Origin of the sequence: Ureibacillus suwonensis (assembly GCF_042655065.1) — a bacterium.
Classification (GTDB): domain Bacteria; phylum Bacillota; class Bacilli; order Bacillales_A; family Planococcaceae; genus Ureibacillus; species Ureibacillus suwonensis.
Genome location: NZ_JBHSNQ010000013.1, coordinates 43,910 through 59,728, shown reverse-complemented (window position 1 = coordinate 59,728; position 15,819 = coordinate 43,910). Strand labels below are relative to the sequence as shown.

The 15,819-nt window shown below is 43.4% G+C and carries 17 protein-coding genes; 2 read left to right on the top strand and 15 right to left on the bottom strand.

Going from position 1 to position 15,819, the window contains the following annotated elements; all coding sequences use genetic code 11:
- Positions 1-138: 138 nt before the first annotated feature.
- The 7 genes from ACFPOH_RS01450 to ACFPOH_RS01420 form a co-directional block, all read right to left on the bottom strand.
- Positions 139-816 (bottom strand): ABC transporter ATP-binding protein, encoded by a 678-nt coding sequence (locus tag ACFPOH_RS01450; RefSeq protein WP_342470097.1) that lies wholly within the window; start codon positions 814-816, stop codon positions 139-141.
- Positions 813-1,643: an ABC transporter permease gene (locus tag ACFPOH_RS01445; RefSeq protein WP_342470098.1), complete on the bottom strand. Its 831-nt coding sequence runs from the start codon at positions 1,641-1,643 to the stop codon at positions 813-815. The genes ACFPOH_RS01450 and ACFPOH_RS01445 overlap by 4 nt, the downstream gene beginning before the upstream one ends.
- Positions 1,625-2,080 (bottom strand): nitrous oxide reductase accessory protein NosL, encoded by a 456-nt coding sequence (locus tag ACFPOH_RS01440; RefSeq protein ID WP_390308657.1) that lies wholly within the window; start codon positions 2,078-2,080, stop codon positions 1,625-1,627. The genes ACFPOH_RS01445 and ACFPOH_RS01440 overlap by 19 nt, the downstream gene beginning before the upstream one ends.
- A complete protein-coding gene (locus tag ACFPOH_RS01435; protein ID WP_342470100.1) occupies positions 2,077-3,360 on the bottom strand; it encodes a right-handed parallel beta-helix repeat-containing protein in 1,284 nt (427 codons plus the stop codon). The genes ACFPOH_RS01440 and ACFPOH_RS01435 overlap by 4 nt, the downstream gene beginning before the upstream one ends.
- Positions 3,361-3,490: 130 nt before the next feature.
- Entirely contained in the window at positions 3,491-4,120 is a 630-nt protein-coding gene (locus tag ACFPOH_RS01430; protein ID WP_390308656.1) for a nitrous oxide reductase accessory protein NosL, read from the bottom strand.
- 284 nt (positions 4,121-4,404) lie between these two features.
- Positions 4,405-4,713 (bottom strand): metal-sulfur cluster assembly factor, encoded by a 309-nt coding sequence (locus tag ACFPOH_RS01425; RefSeq protein WP_340705477.1) that lies wholly within the window; start codon positions 4,711-4,713, stop codon positions 4,405-4,407.
- Positions 4,714-4,782: 69 nt separating this feature from the next.
- Positions 4,783-5,559 carry a prolyl oligopeptidase family serine peptidase gene (locus tag ACFPOH_RS01420; protein ID WP_342470102.1) on the bottom strand — a complete coding sequence of 259 codons (777 nt, stop codon included), beginning with the start codon at positions 5,557-5,559 and terminating at the stop codon, positions 4,783-4,785.
- A 124-nt stretch (positions 5,560-5,683) separates the two neighbouring features.
- Between ACFPOH_RS01420 and ACFPOH_RS01415 the strand changes: the two genes are divergently transcribed.
- Together ACFPOH_RS01415 and ACFPOH_RS01410 are read left to right on the top strand one after the other, a co-directional pair.
- Entirely contained in the window at positions 5,684-6,493 is an 810-nt protein-coding gene (locus ACFPOH_RS01415) for a Cof-type HAD-IIB family hydrolase (protein WP_340710253.1), read from the top strand.
- An 83-nt stretch (positions 6,494-6,576) separates the two neighbouring features.
- Complete coding sequence (locus tag ACFPOH_RS01410; protein ID WP_342470103.1) at positions 6,577-7,434, top strand: DegV family protein; 858 nt, start codon at positions 6,577-6,579, stop codon at positions 7,432-7,434.
- Positions 7,435-7,574: 140 nt separating this feature from the next.
- Here ACFPOH_RS01410 and ACFPOH_RS01405 read toward each other — a convergent pair whose 3' ends face one another.
- The 8 genes from ACFPOH_RS01405 to ACFPOH_RS01370 all read right to left on the bottom strand — a co-directional run bounded on the left by ACFPOH_RS01405 (position 7,575) and on the right by ACFPOH_RS01370 (position 15,669).
- On the bottom strand, positions 7,575-9,323 hold the full coding sequence (locus ACFPOH_RS01405; RefSeq protein ID WP_342470105.1) for an oligopeptide ABC transporter substrate-binding protein: 1,749 nt from the start codon (positions 9,321-9,323) through the stop codon (positions 7,575-7,577).
- A 30-nt stretch (positions 9,324-9,353) separates the two neighbouring features.
- The gene (locus tag ACFPOH_RS01400; RefSeq protein WP_342470106.1) at positions 9,354-10,247 is read right to left on the bottom strand and encodes an ABC transporter permease; all 894 of its coding nucleotides are present in this window, start codon (positions 10,245-10,247) and stop codon (positions 9,354-9,356) included.
- A 21-nt stretch (positions 10,248-10,268) separates the two neighbouring features.
- Positions 10,269-11,231 (bottom strand): oligopeptide ABC transporter permease, encoded by a 963-nt coding sequence (opp4B, locus tag ACFPOH_RS01395; RefSeq protein ID WP_342581056.1) that lies wholly within the window; start codon positions 11,229-11,231, stop codon positions 10,269-10,271.
- 34 nt (positions 11,232-11,265) lie between these two features.
- Complete coding sequence (locus tag ACFPOH_RS01390; protein ID WP_342470108.1) at positions 11,266-12,210, bottom strand: ATP-binding cassette domain-containing protein; 945 nt, start codon at positions 12,208-12,210, stop codon at positions 11,266-11,268.
- Positions 12,207-13,205, bottom strand: a complete 999-nt coding sequence (locus ACFPOH_RS01385) for an ABC transporter ATP-binding protein (protein ID WP_390308654.1) — start codon at positions 13,203-13,205, stop codon at positions 12,207-12,209. Before ACFPOH_RS01385 ends, ACFPOH_RS01390 begins: the two co-directional genes overlap by 4 nt.
- A 217-nt stretch (positions 13,206-13,422) precedes the next feature.
- Entirely contained in the window at positions 13,423-14,886 is a 1,464-nt protein-coding gene (locus ACFPOH_RS01380; RefSeq protein WP_390308652.1) for an alpha-amylase family glycosyl hydrolase, read from the bottom strand.
- Positions 14,887-15,008: 122 nt separating this feature from the next.
- Entirely contained in the window at positions 15,009-15,155 is a 147-nt protein-coding gene (locus ACFPOH_RS01375; protein ID WP_390308649.1) for a hypothetical protein, read from the bottom strand.
- 151 nt (positions 15,156-15,306) lie between these two features.
- Complete coding sequence (locus ACFPOH_RS01370) at positions 15,307-15,669, bottom strand: YisL family protein (protein ID WP_342581052.1); 363 nt, start codon at positions 15,667-15,669, stop codon at positions 15,307-15,309.
- Positions 15,670-15,819: the final 150 nt, after the last annotated feature.

Below are 15,819 nucleotides of genomic sequence, written 5' to 3'. Positions count from 1 at the left end.
AAATACACGGCCAACAAAGATCAACTAACCAAAAATAATGGGGATAAATGGAAAAAGGAGAATTTGAGTTGGCTCAAATTCTCCTTTTTCCTATCTAGAAGCTAGTTTTGTCCCAGCTTCTTTTTTTATAGCCTTTCTTTATAAATCAATTTTTTGCAGCCACAGTTCCTCCAAATGTCCGCAATGATGATCCCTTAATAATTGTTGCACTTCCCCCGCCGCCAATATTCTTCCTTCATGCAAAATAATGACGTCATCAGCCAACTGTTCCGCGAAAGCCAACATATGGGTTGAAAACAATACCGTTGCCCCCCGATTCCGTTCTTGGGCCATCATATCTTTCAATTGTGCAATCCAATAGGGATCAAGACCGTTCGTAGGCTCATCCATGATGATCAGCCCATCCCCTCCAATGAGACTCTGGGCCAGATTTAGGCGCTGGCGCATTCCCTTTGAAAAGGAAGAGACTTTCTGCTTTTTCACTTCAAAAAGTCCGACCTTTTTTAATATTTCATCTTGTTCCCCTTTTCCAACCTTTTTTAGTGAACCCAGGAGTCCCAGCACTTCTTGCGCCGTCAGCGTGGAAGGAAAATCCACATCATCCGGCATATAACGCACAAAGTCATCCTGATGCCAAATCAGTTCCCCATTCGTCGGCTTCTCCTGCTTTGTCAGCAGGCGAATCAGCGTGCTTTTCCCCGCACCGTTGCCTCCCGCGAGAGCGACGATGCGGCCTTTTCTAATGGTGAAATTGGCATCATGGATTCCCCGATTGTTCTTATAAATTTTCTGCAAATTTTTCGCTTCAACGATCATTTTTCAACACCAAGTTTCTTTAATTTGATGGTTGCCACAATGAGTGGAAGTGCAATCCATAACAACGTCACTGCCACAAACACTATTGTTCCAAACGCCGACTCATAAAAGGCGATCAAATCATAATATGTCGGACCAAGAACCGCCGTCTGATGGGAAAGGAGGAAATATCCAAACCGCAGCCAATCTGCCGGATTGATATGCAGCATGACAATCGTGAGTTTTTGCAACACATGTCCAGGAACAACCGTGCCGACAGCCATAACCAAATATGATAGAAGCAATAATAACAATGCCCACACAACAAGGGAAATGGCAAGGGCATGCAGGCGGTTTTTCGCCAAACTTCCGAGCAATATGGCAATCGATGAGAAAATGAAAATCAAACCGAAAGCGATGATCAACAATTCAAAAGGAACTTTGACGCCGCCGAATAACCCTCCAAGGGTAAAAACCACCCCAAGGGCCAATAGGACTATAAATATGAAGGAACCGATCAGCGCAATAAATTTCCCCAATACATATTGGACAATTTTCATCGGATAGGTTTTCAATAAAGAAAACCAGCCGGATTCCACATCCCCCGCCACACTCATTCCTCCAATGGTGAGCGTGAACAGCGGCAATAAAAACAATAGCAAATTCAAAAAAGATGCCGTTTGTCTCGTAAATCCTTCAATATCCGGCAGTGCCAGCTGCTGAATCATGACGATGGCGACAAAAACGAAAATGAAGAGGATGGCCACCAATTGCAGCCATCTGCTGCGGAGCATTTGTTTCCATTCCAATAAAATGAATTTGCCCAGCATCAGAAATGGATTCCCCATTGAAAATTGTCCAATTGTTCAAAGGAATACACTTCGCCTTCACCGTTCTCTTCCATGTATTGTTCCGCAGCATCTTTGGAAGGGAAGGCGAGCACGCCATAATTCATCGGTGTCCAATAGTCTTTGGAATAAACATAGGTTGCATCTTCCACAGGAAGCCATTCGTTGCCGTCAGCACTTTTTATATAAGCGGCACCCACTTCCGATTCCTCGACATCTTTCATAAATTCCACCAAACATCCCAAATCATCGAACACTTCATAATCCCCGTTTTTAAAGATCAGTTCCGCCGCATAATCTTCATGGGCAATCCCCATGTTGCACACTTTGCAAATATCCGTTTCCACATTGATTTCTTTCGGCTCATAGGCTTTTTCCGAGCAGCCGACTAAAAACAAGCTCAATGATAGAATGAAAATAAACGTTTTCCATTTCATATTAGGACACTCCTTCTCCAAATAGCGATGCATCCGATTGTAAGAATCAATCCAATGATGAGTTGAGGCAAATGGAATTGAAAATGGAAGGCTTTGTCCCTTTCAAATTGGGTTGCCGGTGTTTCATCCACCAACAGCTGTTTGGCGGTTTTATTGGTTTGTTGATCGATTTGATTCAATAAAACCACGCTCGGCGCTTCCACATAATATTGGTACACCGGTTTTCTCACCATCCACTGGCCAAAGCTTTGCAATGCCACATAGGACTCGTCCCCGATTCCATCATCGTCGATATCAATCCCTGCATAGTCATCGTAATAATTTTCCTGCAGCTGAATGCCTTTCACATCTGAACGGACATTCACCAAATTCCCTACAAAATAGTTTTTGACAACCTGGTTCGTGCCCGATTGAATGGATTCAATCGCCGTTTGATTCATTTGAAAAATATTGTCGGAAATCGTGACTCCATCGGATTTTTGAATGGAAAGGGCAACCCGGTTTCCTGAAACGGTATGTTTTTGTATTTCGATATTCTTGACCTCATATAGGGTGATTCCCGTCCCGTTAAACCCATTTTGATAGGAAATATCGTTATTGAATAGGCTTACATTTTCCGTCATCATAATCATAAAACCTGTCACATTTTTCCGGAACTTGTTTTCTGATGCTTCAGCATCTTCACTATACATAAAATGGGTTCCGTACCGGCTGTTTTCCACTCTATTGCCTTTTACGGTGATTCCCTTTGCGTTTTCAATGTAAATTCCGTCCTGCACTTTGGAAATTTTATTATGTTTGATGGACAGGTCGTAACTGTCATAGATGGCGATGCCGTTTCGTTTATTGGCAAAATCTTGATCATTACCCGTAACGGCAACTTGCCGGATATCGATTTGTTTGGAATTGTAGATTTCGACCCCGCTGTATACATGGTTCATTGATACGTTTGAGAGCTGAACATTTTCCGAATTTTTAATGAGAATCCCTGTTCCGGATGTGCGCAATTGCAAATTTTGAATGGACACATCCTTTGCCCCCGTAACCGCAATGACCGGTTCTTCTGGATTTTTGGGAAGAAGGATGACTTTCTCATCCCCAATCAATGTAATCCCCTTGGATATGGATACATTCCCTTCATATGTACCTGCCGGAAGATGAATCGTTGCCCCTTCCCCGGCATCATCGATGATTTGCTGCAAATCCATGTTGGCGTCCGCTTCATGGACAAAGGCTACAAAGCAAATCAAGAATACGAGGTGGCTTATTATATAACGCACGCTGATCAACTACTTTCAAACGGTATTGGGCCGTCCAGAAAACTCTAAAGACGGCCTTCACAATTTTTACTTTAGTTCTTTTTTCAATGATTTTTCAAGATGGATTTCATTAATGGTTATGTCCATCGTGTTACATATTTTGCATGTTTTGCATATTTCCTTGTTGTTGCTGTTGTTGTTGTTCCGCTTGTTTTTTCAATTTAGCTTCGCGTCTTTCTTTTGCTTCTTGTTTTACGACATCAAGCGCTGTGATTTTGTAGCTAGGGTTGTCTGCGATGAATTGATCTGCATCTTCTTTGTTTTTAAAGAATACGTAACCCCAGTTCATTGGAGATTTTAAATCTGTTTTTACGATCGTTGCATCATCCACAAGTACCCATTCCAATGTATTGTAATCACGCACATATTTTTGGTTCTTTTCATTGTGCGCCAACTCCGCGTTCAATAAGCAGCCGATATCATCATAGAAAGCAATCGTGCCATCTTCTTTGATCGCTTGACCGCTGAATTTTCCTAAATCATCTGTCACTTCATAAACTTTCATATTACACATTTCACATTTCGTATCGGCAGTCGGTTCTTCAAGGCGTGCATCCGGTTTGGATACGGTAACTTTCTCATCTTGTTTGTCTTTGCTTACTTCCGTTTGTTTTGTGTCGTCATTTGCATTTTTTGAATCGTTACTTGCGTCATCCGATTGTCCACAAGCAGCCAATGTGAACAAGGCGAGCAACATCATGAGTGTCAATAATTTCTTCATTCTGATAAGACTCCTTCCAAAATATTACTAGTATAAGTTCTACGCCTATTACTTTACTAAGAAGTTGTGAAAAAAGATGAAAGTGTCTGTTAAAAAAATGAGAAATAAAATTGGCAATTTTGTTGCATGCCCGTTTCATTCCAAACAAAAAGAGCGAACCGGAAAACTCAACGTTTTCCCAATTCGCTCTGCATTTACAATCAAACGAGGTGTCGGAAATGCCTTTTTCGCGCTTATATTTTAACCAAATTATATGATTCAATACATCCGTTTGATTACTGCAATCATCGGATTCCCAATGCCATTTTTGCGTAGCGGGACATCATATCTTTATTCCATGGCGGATTCCATACAATATTGACATCCACATCTTTGATTTCCGGAAGTTCGCTCAACACCGTTTTAATTTGATCCACAATGATTGGACCAAGCGGACAGCCCAATGAAGTCAGTGTCATGGTAATTTTGCATACACCTTCATCATCCATATCCACATCATATACCAAACCGAGATTGACAATATCGATTCCCAATTCAGGGTCAATGACGTTTTCCAAAGCACCAAGAATACTTTCTTTCATATCCGCATCCATTGCCATCAGCCATCGCTCCTTTCAATCCGAAAATGATAACTGTTCTCAATCATCATACTATACTAAAAATCAAAATACAAAAGTTTCGTCTTCTGTCAAATGTTTTGCAAGGAATTCTGTCACTTTCAGCATCCCTTCCCGATTCACTTTATGCCCCTGGTTTTCATCAATGATCAATTGCAAATGTTCCGGCTGTTGATAGTATGGACGGGCCTGTTCATAAAAATGTACCGCGTTTTCCATAGGAACGGTCACATCTTTTTTTCCATGCCAGAATATCACAGGGCGATTGTTTAATCGTTCCGGCGTTTTTGATATATCATATTCAGAAAGAGCGGTATGTATCTGTTCGATTTGCTCATCGCTCAAAGGAAGCGGAATCCCCGCTTTTTCAAACTCCGCCAGCTGATAATCCGCAAAGGCGTTGTATCCCGGTGCACCCATGCAAATGCCGGCCGCATCAATCCAATCATATTTCTTCAAACAGCCGCATGTTGTAATTCCGCCCATGCTTGTTCCTGCAATACCCAATTTTTTCGGTTGGAAACGGGACCGGATTTCATTGTATAACTCCCCAACCTCATGTATAGAATTCAATACGATGTTCCAAAATTGCAAATTCATTTTTTCTTCGGATAATCCCTCGCATCTGTCGCCATGCAATAGGGCATCCGGCAAAATCACGCGAACCCCTTTTTTCACTAGTTGATAGGCATAATGTAAGTTGTGTTCTTTCGCACTTGTAAATCCATGTAAAAAAATGAGAACGGGTGAACATTCATTCATTTCTTCATTATAAAAATGAATCAGCGGAATATCCTGCCATAATTCTTCATCTATTAACATTAACGCTTCACTCCTCAACAACTCTCTCTAATCAATTATGTTACCAAAAATTATAACTGGTGACAAAATTTTGACGAACTCCAATCGTCGCGATAAAATCGTAAAGACAGAAAGGGGACTTTCCATGAAACAACATCTAATTGTTTTGGACCTGGATGGCACTCTATTGACGGACAATCATACCATTTCGCCTAAAACAAAACAAACCTTGATGAAGGCGAAAGAAGCCGGCCATCTAATCATGATCGCCACAGGAAGACCATTCCGGGCGAGCAATATTTATTATCAGGAATTGGGATTAACCACTCCGATTGTCAATTTCAACGGAGCTTATATACATCATCCAAAAAATCCGTCTTGGCAGGCCATCCACTCCCCCATCGATATGCGGGTGGTGCACGACGTCATAGATTCAGTGGATAAATACCAGTATGAAAACTTAATTGCCGAAGTCATTGATGATGTGTATATACATGTGGAAGATCCGACGATGATGAACATTTTCAAAATGGGGGATCCTAAAGTGACCATCGGAAATTTGCGCGGCAACTTGAATGAAAATCCAACAAGTTTGCTCATCCACGCCAATGAAAACAACGTGCCTTTGATCCGCCGGCATTTGCAGGAGGTGCATGCGGAACTCATTGAACATCGGCGCTGGGGAGCACCTTTCAATATTATCGAAGTGGTGCGGAAAGGATTAAATAAAGCGGTCGGCGTTTCCCTCATTGCAAAAGATTTGGGCATCCCAAGGGACCGCATCATCGCCTTTGGGGATGAAGACAACGACTTGGAAATGATCGAATATGCCGGCATCGGGGTTGCAATGGGCAACGGCATCAACGAATTAAAAAGCATCGCCAACGAAGTGACCGGAACAAACAATGAAGATGGCATTGCAAATTTCTTATCAGAAAGATTAAAATTATCATAACATGATTCCATCATGAGGCACCCTTCCTTACCAATTTTTGAGAAGGGTGTAATAATTTTATAAAGGATGGAAAGGAGAGTAAAATGATTCTATTCACAGATAGCGCGAGCGATTTGCCAAAAGCTTATTATGATGAGCATAATGTGGTCTTTTTCCCGCTGAGAGTCCACCTCAATGATACAGAATATGATGATGTCATCGGCATTGATCCAAAAGAAGTTTACGATGAAATGAGAAAAGGCGCTGCACCAAAAACTTCCCAAGTATCGCCTGAAATGTTCTACAATACCTTCGAAAAATACGCCCAAAGCGGTGAAGAAGGGGTTTATATCAGCTTTTCTTCCCAACTGTCCGGCACTTACAACACGGCTGTCATGATTGCCGAACAATTGCAGGAAAAGTATCCGGATTTCAAATTAAAAATCATTGATACGAAATGCGCTTCCCTTGGACAAGGCCTTGTTGTGAAAAAAGCCGTAGAATTGAGAGATGCTGGAGTCCCTTTCGATGAGCTCGTTGAAAAAGTGGAACATTACGCAAAACATATGCAACATATTTTCACCGTGGAAAATCTGGATTATTTGGCAAGAGGAGGGCGCATTTCAAAATCAAGTGCGTTTTTCGGCGGCTTATTGAGCATCAAGCCCATCCTGCATGTGGAGGACGGGAAGCTCATTCCTCTTGAAAAAATAAGAGGAAGAAAAAAAGCCCTTGCCCGGATGGTTGACATCATGGCGGAACGCGGCGGAGATTTTTCGGATAAAATCGTCGGAATCTCCCACGGGGATGATTTGGACACGGTGGAAGAAGTGAAAAAGTTGATTGAAGACAAGCTCCGTCCGAAAGGCTTTGATGTCACGATGGTGGGCGCTGTGATCGGTTCCCATTCCGGCCCTGGCACATTGGCGATCTTCTTTACGGATAAAGATTATCAGGAATAAATGTTTAAAGCACCTTCCCTGATTGACGAAGGTGCTTTTGATTTTGTGCTATATTCAACAATATCCACGCTGAATGTGTCCATATCGACCATTTTTGTGACAATATCCTCTGATTTTGTATACATCATGACCGTTGTCCATTATTTACTCTTGATCGGCTCCTTCGCCAACAGCTCGATTTCATGCAATTCAGTAGGATTTTCAAAATCGATGCTGTAATTTTTCACCCGCTTGTTCACCGGAACGATTTCATAGCTGAACTGAAGGGGAATCACCGGCGCTTTTTCCGCCATATATTGCTGCCAAATGCGGAACTGCTCCGCGCGGTAAGATTGGTCAAAGGCTTCCGGTGAATCGATTTTTTGGATCGTTTCTTCTAAAAACTCAGAAGTAAACCGGCTAAAATTAAAGGCATCGGATTTGCCGTACAATCCGGATGGCGAAGGGTTTGTCCCCGTTCCCCATGCCGCCATAAAGACATGGATTTCCGGATCATCGGCCTCCACTTTATCGTAAAAAGCATTCACTTCAATCGGCCTTCCTGTTGTTAAAGTGACGTTCAAACCGACATCCCGCCAGTTTTGCAAATAGTAAGCGGCAATTTCATCCTGGATCGTATCCCCCGCCATTGTGGCAAATTTGATTTCCAGCTTATTCCCTTTTGGATCTTCCCGGAAACCGTCTCCATCAATATCGATGTAGCCTGCTTTGTCCAAAATCTTTTTTGCCTTTTCGGGATTATACGTATATCCTTTCAAGGTTGCATCATGGTAGGTTTTAAAGGCTGGCGGAATCAATGAATTGGCCCGTTGCCTGAAATTGAAAAAGAGCACTTCGCTAACCGCTTCCACGTCCAACGCGTACCCCATCGCCTGCCGTAAAGCCTGATCCCCCACCGGCGTCGAATTTAAATCGGTCACCACTTCCCGCTTTTTCGGATCCCATTTTCCCAGCTTGAATCCCAAGTAAGAATAATATAATTCCGGACGCCCCAAAATCTCGATGTTGTCATATTTTTGGATTTCAGGCCATTTGGTTGCGGTGAATCCCGACACAATATCATACTTTCCGGAGCCGATCGCGACAGATACGGAACTGGATGGAACAACTTCCACAAAGACGCCGTCCAGCTTCGGTTCGCCTTTCCAATAGTACGGATTTTTCACGAATTGCACCGATTCGCCGGGAACGATTTTATGAAATTTGAATGGCCCGAGGGTCACGGGGTTTTTCCGCACGGCGTCGCTTTCAATCAGCTTCTTTACAGGAATGCCTTTCAGCTGGTGGCTGGGCGCCGCATAGGTCCATAAACCGTCCCCGCCGGAAAATATCGCAGGCGACAACTTTTTGAACCGGATTTCCAATGTGCGCTCATCAATTTTCCGGATGCCGGAGATGGTTTTCGCTTTTCCTTCGTGGTATTCTTCCACCCCTATGATATTCTTGAATTCCGTATCGTAGCGGACGCCCGTATAATCCGGATGGGCAATGATTTCATAAGGCAGAATCAAATCTTCTATTTTCAGCGGCTCCCCATCGGACCACCGGACACCTTCCCGGATGGTGATGGTCACTTTATTCTCCTTTTGGTTCACATCCATGGAAGCGATGCCTTCATCATTGATCAAAAAATCGCCGTCCATTTCAAAAATGGCGTTTGAGGCATAGCTCATAATCGCGCCATCATAGCGGTTTTCATATAGTTCCGCCAAAAACACCCCTTGGAAAGGTTCATCTTTGACAATCCCTACTTTTAAGATGCCTCCTTTGATGGGTGTCCCTTCATTTGTGACGGAAGTTGGGAGCGTCACGTTTTTTGAAAAGGCATTTGAACCCGTCAGTGCTGTGATCAGTAAGACTGCGATGCAGAGTGAAATGATTCGTCTCATGATGTCCTCCCTTGATGCTGTTATATTCCATTAGCCCAACCGCTGCTTCACATCCACGGATCTCCTTAATGCTTGGCCGATATAGTTGATGGCGAGCATCATGAATAATATCAATAGGGATGCCGGAAGCCATACCCACCAATATTGTTGCAACACGGCCGGATTGTTCGCATAGCTCACCAATGTGCCCAATGAAGGGGTGGTTGGCGGCAGACCGAATCCCAAATAAGAAAGACCCGTTTCAATCCCCACGTTTCCCGCAAAGTTCAACGTCATCTCGACAATCAACAAAGAACTTAAATTTGGCGCCACTTCCCTCCGGATGATGGCAAAATCGCCCGTTCCCAACGTTTTTGATGCGCTCACATAATCCCTTTTGCTTTCGGACAACGCCTTTGAACGGACAAGCCTCGCCGTCCCTGTCCATAAAAACAGGCTCATAATCAAAATGAACGTTGTGACCGAATACTTTGGCACAAGGGTCACAAAAACGATGATGAACAATAATGAAGGAATCGTAACGAAGAAATCGATGATCCTCATGATGATATAATCGACCCAGCCGCCGAAATAACCGCAAATGAGCCCCACAACAATCCCGATCAAACCGGTGATCAGCGTGATGGCAAGGGCGATGAAAATGGAGTTTCTGGCCCCGATGATGAGCTGCCCTAAAATATCTTTGCCGCCCTGGTCCGCACCCAACAAATACTTTTCCCCCGGCGGACTGTAACGGTCATACAAATTGATGCGCATCAACTGCTCCTGATCGATGAAGAGAGAGGCAATAAAAACAAATAGAATGAAGAATACTAATAACATGAATGAAGTCATCGCGATACGATCCTTCTGAAACTCCCGAAATACCACCTGCATGCCTCGGGCGCGCCCTTTTTTGCGATATCGTTTCTTCTTACGTCTCATTGTTCCACCATCCCCTCCTCTCTATTCAATACGAATGCGGGGGTCCACAATGCTTAATATGATGTCGGAAAGCAGACTTCCAAGCAAAGTCAAAAATCCGTAGAGCATGACCAAAGCGCAAATGACGCTGTAATCCCTTGAAGCGATGGAACTGACAAACAACTGTCCCATCCCCGGATAGCCGAAGATCGTTTCAATAAAAATGGAGCCGCCCAAAAGCCCGGTGATGGTAAACCCCAAAAAAGCGGCAATCGGAATAAAAGAGTTTCTAAAAATATGCTTCGTATAGATTTTTCTCATCGGTACCCCTTTGCTTCTTGCGGTTCGTACATAATCCATCGTTTTGGCATCGATAATTTCCGAACGCAAATACTGGATCACCCCGGTTGTCCCTAAAATGGCATAGGTGATTGCCGGCAGAAGGATGTGGTAGAATCGGTTCCATATGTACTGGATGGTTCCTGGTTCCACTTCAATGTCGACGCTTCCGCCCGTCGGAAACCATTGCAATTTGTAGCCGAAAATATATAAAAACAATAAGGAGAGCACAAAAGTCGGAATGGCATAAGTGATGAAACTGTAGAACACGATGGTTTTATCCAACCTCGATTGTTGGTACCTTCCCGCCAAAATCCCCAATGGAATGGCGATCAGATACAATAAAATGACGCTGACAAAAGACAGCCAAAAAGTGTTCAACGCCCGCTCTCCAATGAGGGAAGCCACATCCCGCTGAAAGGTGTAGCTCTTGCCGAAATCCCCCTGCAGCGCGTTTTTCACCCACCGGATGTATTGCACCGGCAACGGATCGTTCAATCCCAATTCTTCCTTCAATTCTTCAATCCGCGCAGGATCCGTTTCCGGCGTAATCATGCCAGTGAACGGGTCCCCCGGCATCATCTTCGCCATCCCAAACACGAGGATGCTCAGTGCAATCAATTGGGGAATCATCAGGAGGAGACGCCTTATAATCGTTTTCCACATTGTCCCGACCTCCCTTGAACGTGAAATTCCATACTCATACAATTTCTTTTTTGCTTGAAGCGGAAACGTAATGGGTATCCGAAAGGGGAATCAGGTCATACACTCGTCCATTTTCATCAAAGGCTTTATGGATATGCTTTTCATACACTTTTTCAAAGGCTTGTCGGGCGGATTTCCGTTTTTCCCTTCCGACCGGTGTTGATGCCGGTATGGATGAAAGTAGCCGTTTGGTGTATAGATGTTTCGGATTTTCGTATATATCCTCCTTCGTGCCGCATTCCACAAACCTTCCTTTATACATGATGTAAATATAGTCGCACATATGCTTTACGACCCCTAAATCGTGGGAGATGAACAAATAGGTCAATCCGAATTCCTTCTGCACATCTTTCATAAAATTTAACACTTGTGCTTGTACGGATAGATCAAGGGCGGAAACCGGCTCATCGGCAATGATCAGTTTCGGGTTCGTGGCAAGGGCCCGTGCGATATTGATGCGCTGCTTTTGCCCTCCTGAAAATTCGTGCGGGTATTTCTCTTTCGAATCGGCGGGCATCCCCACAATTTCAAGGAGTTCATCGATTTTCTTCATTTCTTCCCTTGGCGGCAAATGCAAAAAATTCCGGATCGGTTCTGCAAGGATATCCGCGATCCGTTTTCTCGGATTTAAGCTGGAATGGGAATCCTGGAAAATCATCTGCACTTCCCGGTGAAAATGGGAGGTGCGCGATTTCCGATCCTTCGTCACATCTTCCCCTTCAAAAAGGATTTTTCCTGATGTAATTTTCTCAAGGCCGATCAGCGCTTTTCCCGTCGTCGACTTCCCGCAGCCCGACTCCCCCACAAGCCCGTACGTTTTTCCCTGTTCAAACTCCATATCAATCCCGTCCACCGCATACACCCAATCGATGACGGAATTAAAAAATCCCCCACGGATCGGATAATGCACTTTTAAATCAACGACTTGCATGAAGCTCAATCAGCTTCCCCCTTTTCATCACGGAAACGGAAATACTTCCAGCACGTACATTTGACGAAATGGTCCTTTGAAATTTTGTGAAACTTCGGCTGTTCTTCATGGGCTTCTTTTGGAATCCATGGAATGCGATGGGAAAATCTGCATCCGCTTCTCGGCAAATTGATCAAAGAGGGTACGATTCCTTCAATGACATGGAGGCGTTTCTTTGTGGAGTGAAGTTGTGGCATGGAGTGGAATAATAATCTTGTATATGGATGTCTCGGATTGGAGAACAACTTCTGCACCGGCGCTTCTTCAATGATTTCTCCCGCATACATCACCATCACCCGGTCGGCCATTTCCGCAACCACCCCCAAATCATGGGTGATTAAAATGATGCCTGCACCGGTTTCTTTTTGCAGCTCCTTCAACAAATCCAATATTTGTGCCTGAATCGTGACATCCAAAGCCGTCGTCGGTTCATCGGCAATGATGATTTTCGGTTTGCAAGAGATGGCGATCGCAATCATCACCCGCTGCCGCATTCCCCCGGACAGCTGATGGGGAAATTGTCTGGCCGTCTGTTCCGGCCGATGGATGCCGACTTGCTTCAACAATTGCAAAACTCTCTCTTCCCGTTCCACTTTTGACAATTCCGTATGATAGGTCAACGCTTCTTCGATTTGATCGCCTATTCGCATCAACGGATTCAAAGCGGATAAAGGATCCTGGAAAATCATCGCAATTTCCGCCCCTCGGATATGATCCATTTCCTCTTCGGACAATTCCAAGAGATTGCGCTCCCCGTAAAGGATTTCTCCCGTCACCCGCACATTCCGCCCGTGATGGAGCCTGATGATGGAAGTGGCCAGGGTGCTTTTCCCGCAGCCAGACTCCCCGACGATGGCAAGAATTTCGTTGTTTTTTAACGTGAAGGAAACCCCATCCACCGCATCGTAAAATGCGTCATTTATCCGGAATCCGACATGCAAATTTCGGACGGCCAACAAGTCCATTGGGAAATTCCCCTTTCCCTTGCAATCGATGTTAATGAATTGTATGAATCGAAGTGGAAAATCATTAACTTGGGCAACCGGTTACAAGGGGAAAATTGAATGGCCATCCCCCTAAACACACCAGATTTTTCCACTCTAATACAAAAGCATCTTTTCCGGAAAAAATAAAACAGCGAAAACCCAACCATTTGGATTTCGCTGTTTTATTTCATTTCAATTATTCCGCTTTAGAGCGTTGACGTTTTCCCCGTTTGATCAATGCCACGACAAAGGCGATGAAAATAATATAAACAAATGCCAATGCGATGATATATGAAATATTGATGCCTTGTTCATCAATCACTTGATAAATTTCAACAACTTCCCGATCCTGGACAATTCTGAAAATGCCGTCATCGCCTTCGCGGAATATTTCACCTTCCAAAGTTCCTCGGATTTCTTTATTCTCGCCGACCAGCTCTTTTGGAATTTCAATTTTCTTTCTTTCGCTTGTATTGTTGATGACGACGATCCAATTTTCTTTATCGGATTTGCGTTGGAAAACGATTAATCCACTGTCGTTCTGAATGAGATTAAACTCCCCTTTGCGGAGGGTTTCCGATTGATTTCTCAATGTTTGAATATCTTCAATATAACCTTTCAGTTCTGTATCCGTTTTAAAATTATAAAGTTGGTGCGCTTCCGGACCCGCCTTTCCGTTCATGGCGATTTCCGTACCATACTGCATGACAGGTACCCCCGGCAAAAGCAAAGCCGCACCCAATACCATTTTCAACCGTGTCGGAGGATAAATTTCAGCAGTATATAAAAAGCGGTCCGAATTGATATGATCGATCATGATTTGCGCAGGGACGTCCGTTTCCCCCTTGGCGAACGCATTGAAATATTTCATTAAATCCGCCGTATCTTCATCCACATTTTTGAATGCATAACGGAAAATATCGCTCACTTCATTGAAATATTCCGCATCAAAATGTGCATCGCTTTCACTGTTGGAAATCACATAAATCGACTCATCGATGGATTTGATGGCATCAATCATTTCGTTCAAAAAGTCTGTATCCGCATCTTCCATATTGGTTAAGCGGACACCATCCAACCCGTATGTGGAAACGAAATCAACAACCGCATCAATCAATGCCTGTTGCACTTCTTCATTATCCAAATCCCAGCGAACTTTTCCATCCGCTTTCTCCAAAATCCAGGAAGCTTTGGATGGATCCTTCGCCCACTCATGATTTTCGCTCACATTGGAAAGCGGGAAATCCACCATGACGGACATGTCATTGTCTTTCACGAATTGGATCAACTTCTTGAATTCATCTTCCGTGCCAAAGTTTGGCTCTATTTCACGGTAGCTTGTCACAGATGAACCATTATAAGTTTCCGTTGCAAAGACCGGTCCAAGGGAAAGGATGGAAAATCCCATATCTTTGATTTGGGAAAATTTATCTATGATTCCTTGGAAATCCCCTCCGGCAAACTTCTCTACATCTTTCGGATCGGTTTTTGAGCTGTCATCATTGCTGTTCGTGGCGTTAAAATACCGGTCAACCAATACATCGTATATACTTTCATCAGCAATTGAGCGCTTCTCTTCCGCGCTTGCTACTGGCGTCAATAAACTTGCAGACAATAATGTAGCCATTGCTGTCGTTTGAATCCATTTCTTGAGTTTCAAAATAATCCCTCTCCTTTAAAACCAATCAACGACATTTTACCAAAAATGTGGACACTGCTCTCCATAATTAAGAAAAGTTTTATCAATTCCGCTTGTATATTTGACGAAATTGTGACAAATAATCATGACCATTTCCCGTGCCCGCCTTGCTCTTCCTCCAATTCATCCCCTTCTTCCTTCCGGGTATGCACCGGGTTTTGCAAAAAAGCGAAAACAAGGAAAAATATCATCAGACAAGCGGTGAATACAAGCATGAAAATTGAAATCATCATCCATTCCCCTTCATTTTCTCAGTTGAATTCATTTTAGAGGAATTGAGAAAGAATTTCTATTACTTCCGCTCCATTTCTTGCGCAACGACCAAAGATTCCAATAAAAAACGCAAAGTACGAATCCTTGTACTTTGCGAATCGCAATCATTTAAGCTAAGAAGTTCATACCCATCGGCAATTTGAATCCGTAGAATAATGTCAAAAATAAGAAAATGACAAACAGAATCCAAAATGCAGTCGCTGATTTCCCTTTGGATTGGCGGACAAGCACCATTTCCATCATACTGATCACCAAAATGCCCAAAATGAGCTTAATGCCATAGTTCATGCCTTGGCCGTAATCCATCGCTTCAATAAATAAAGCGCCGCCCGTGATAATGATTAAAATATAGAATAGACGCAATGCCATATGTAACCCTTTATTCGGTTTGATGGCCCCAATAAGGAACAAGATGATTCCGATAAACCATGTTGTAATGTGTAAATGTGTCGAGCTAGTCAAAAAATCCATTAATTCCCCCACCTCTTGTTCATTTTTCATTCATTGTCCATGCTATCATGGGATTTAGTTTAATTCAAATATAATAACCTTTATTACTTGGAAGTCATTTTAATATATAGAAAAAGAACCCGCAAGTTTTTTGCATTTTATTGCAAATAT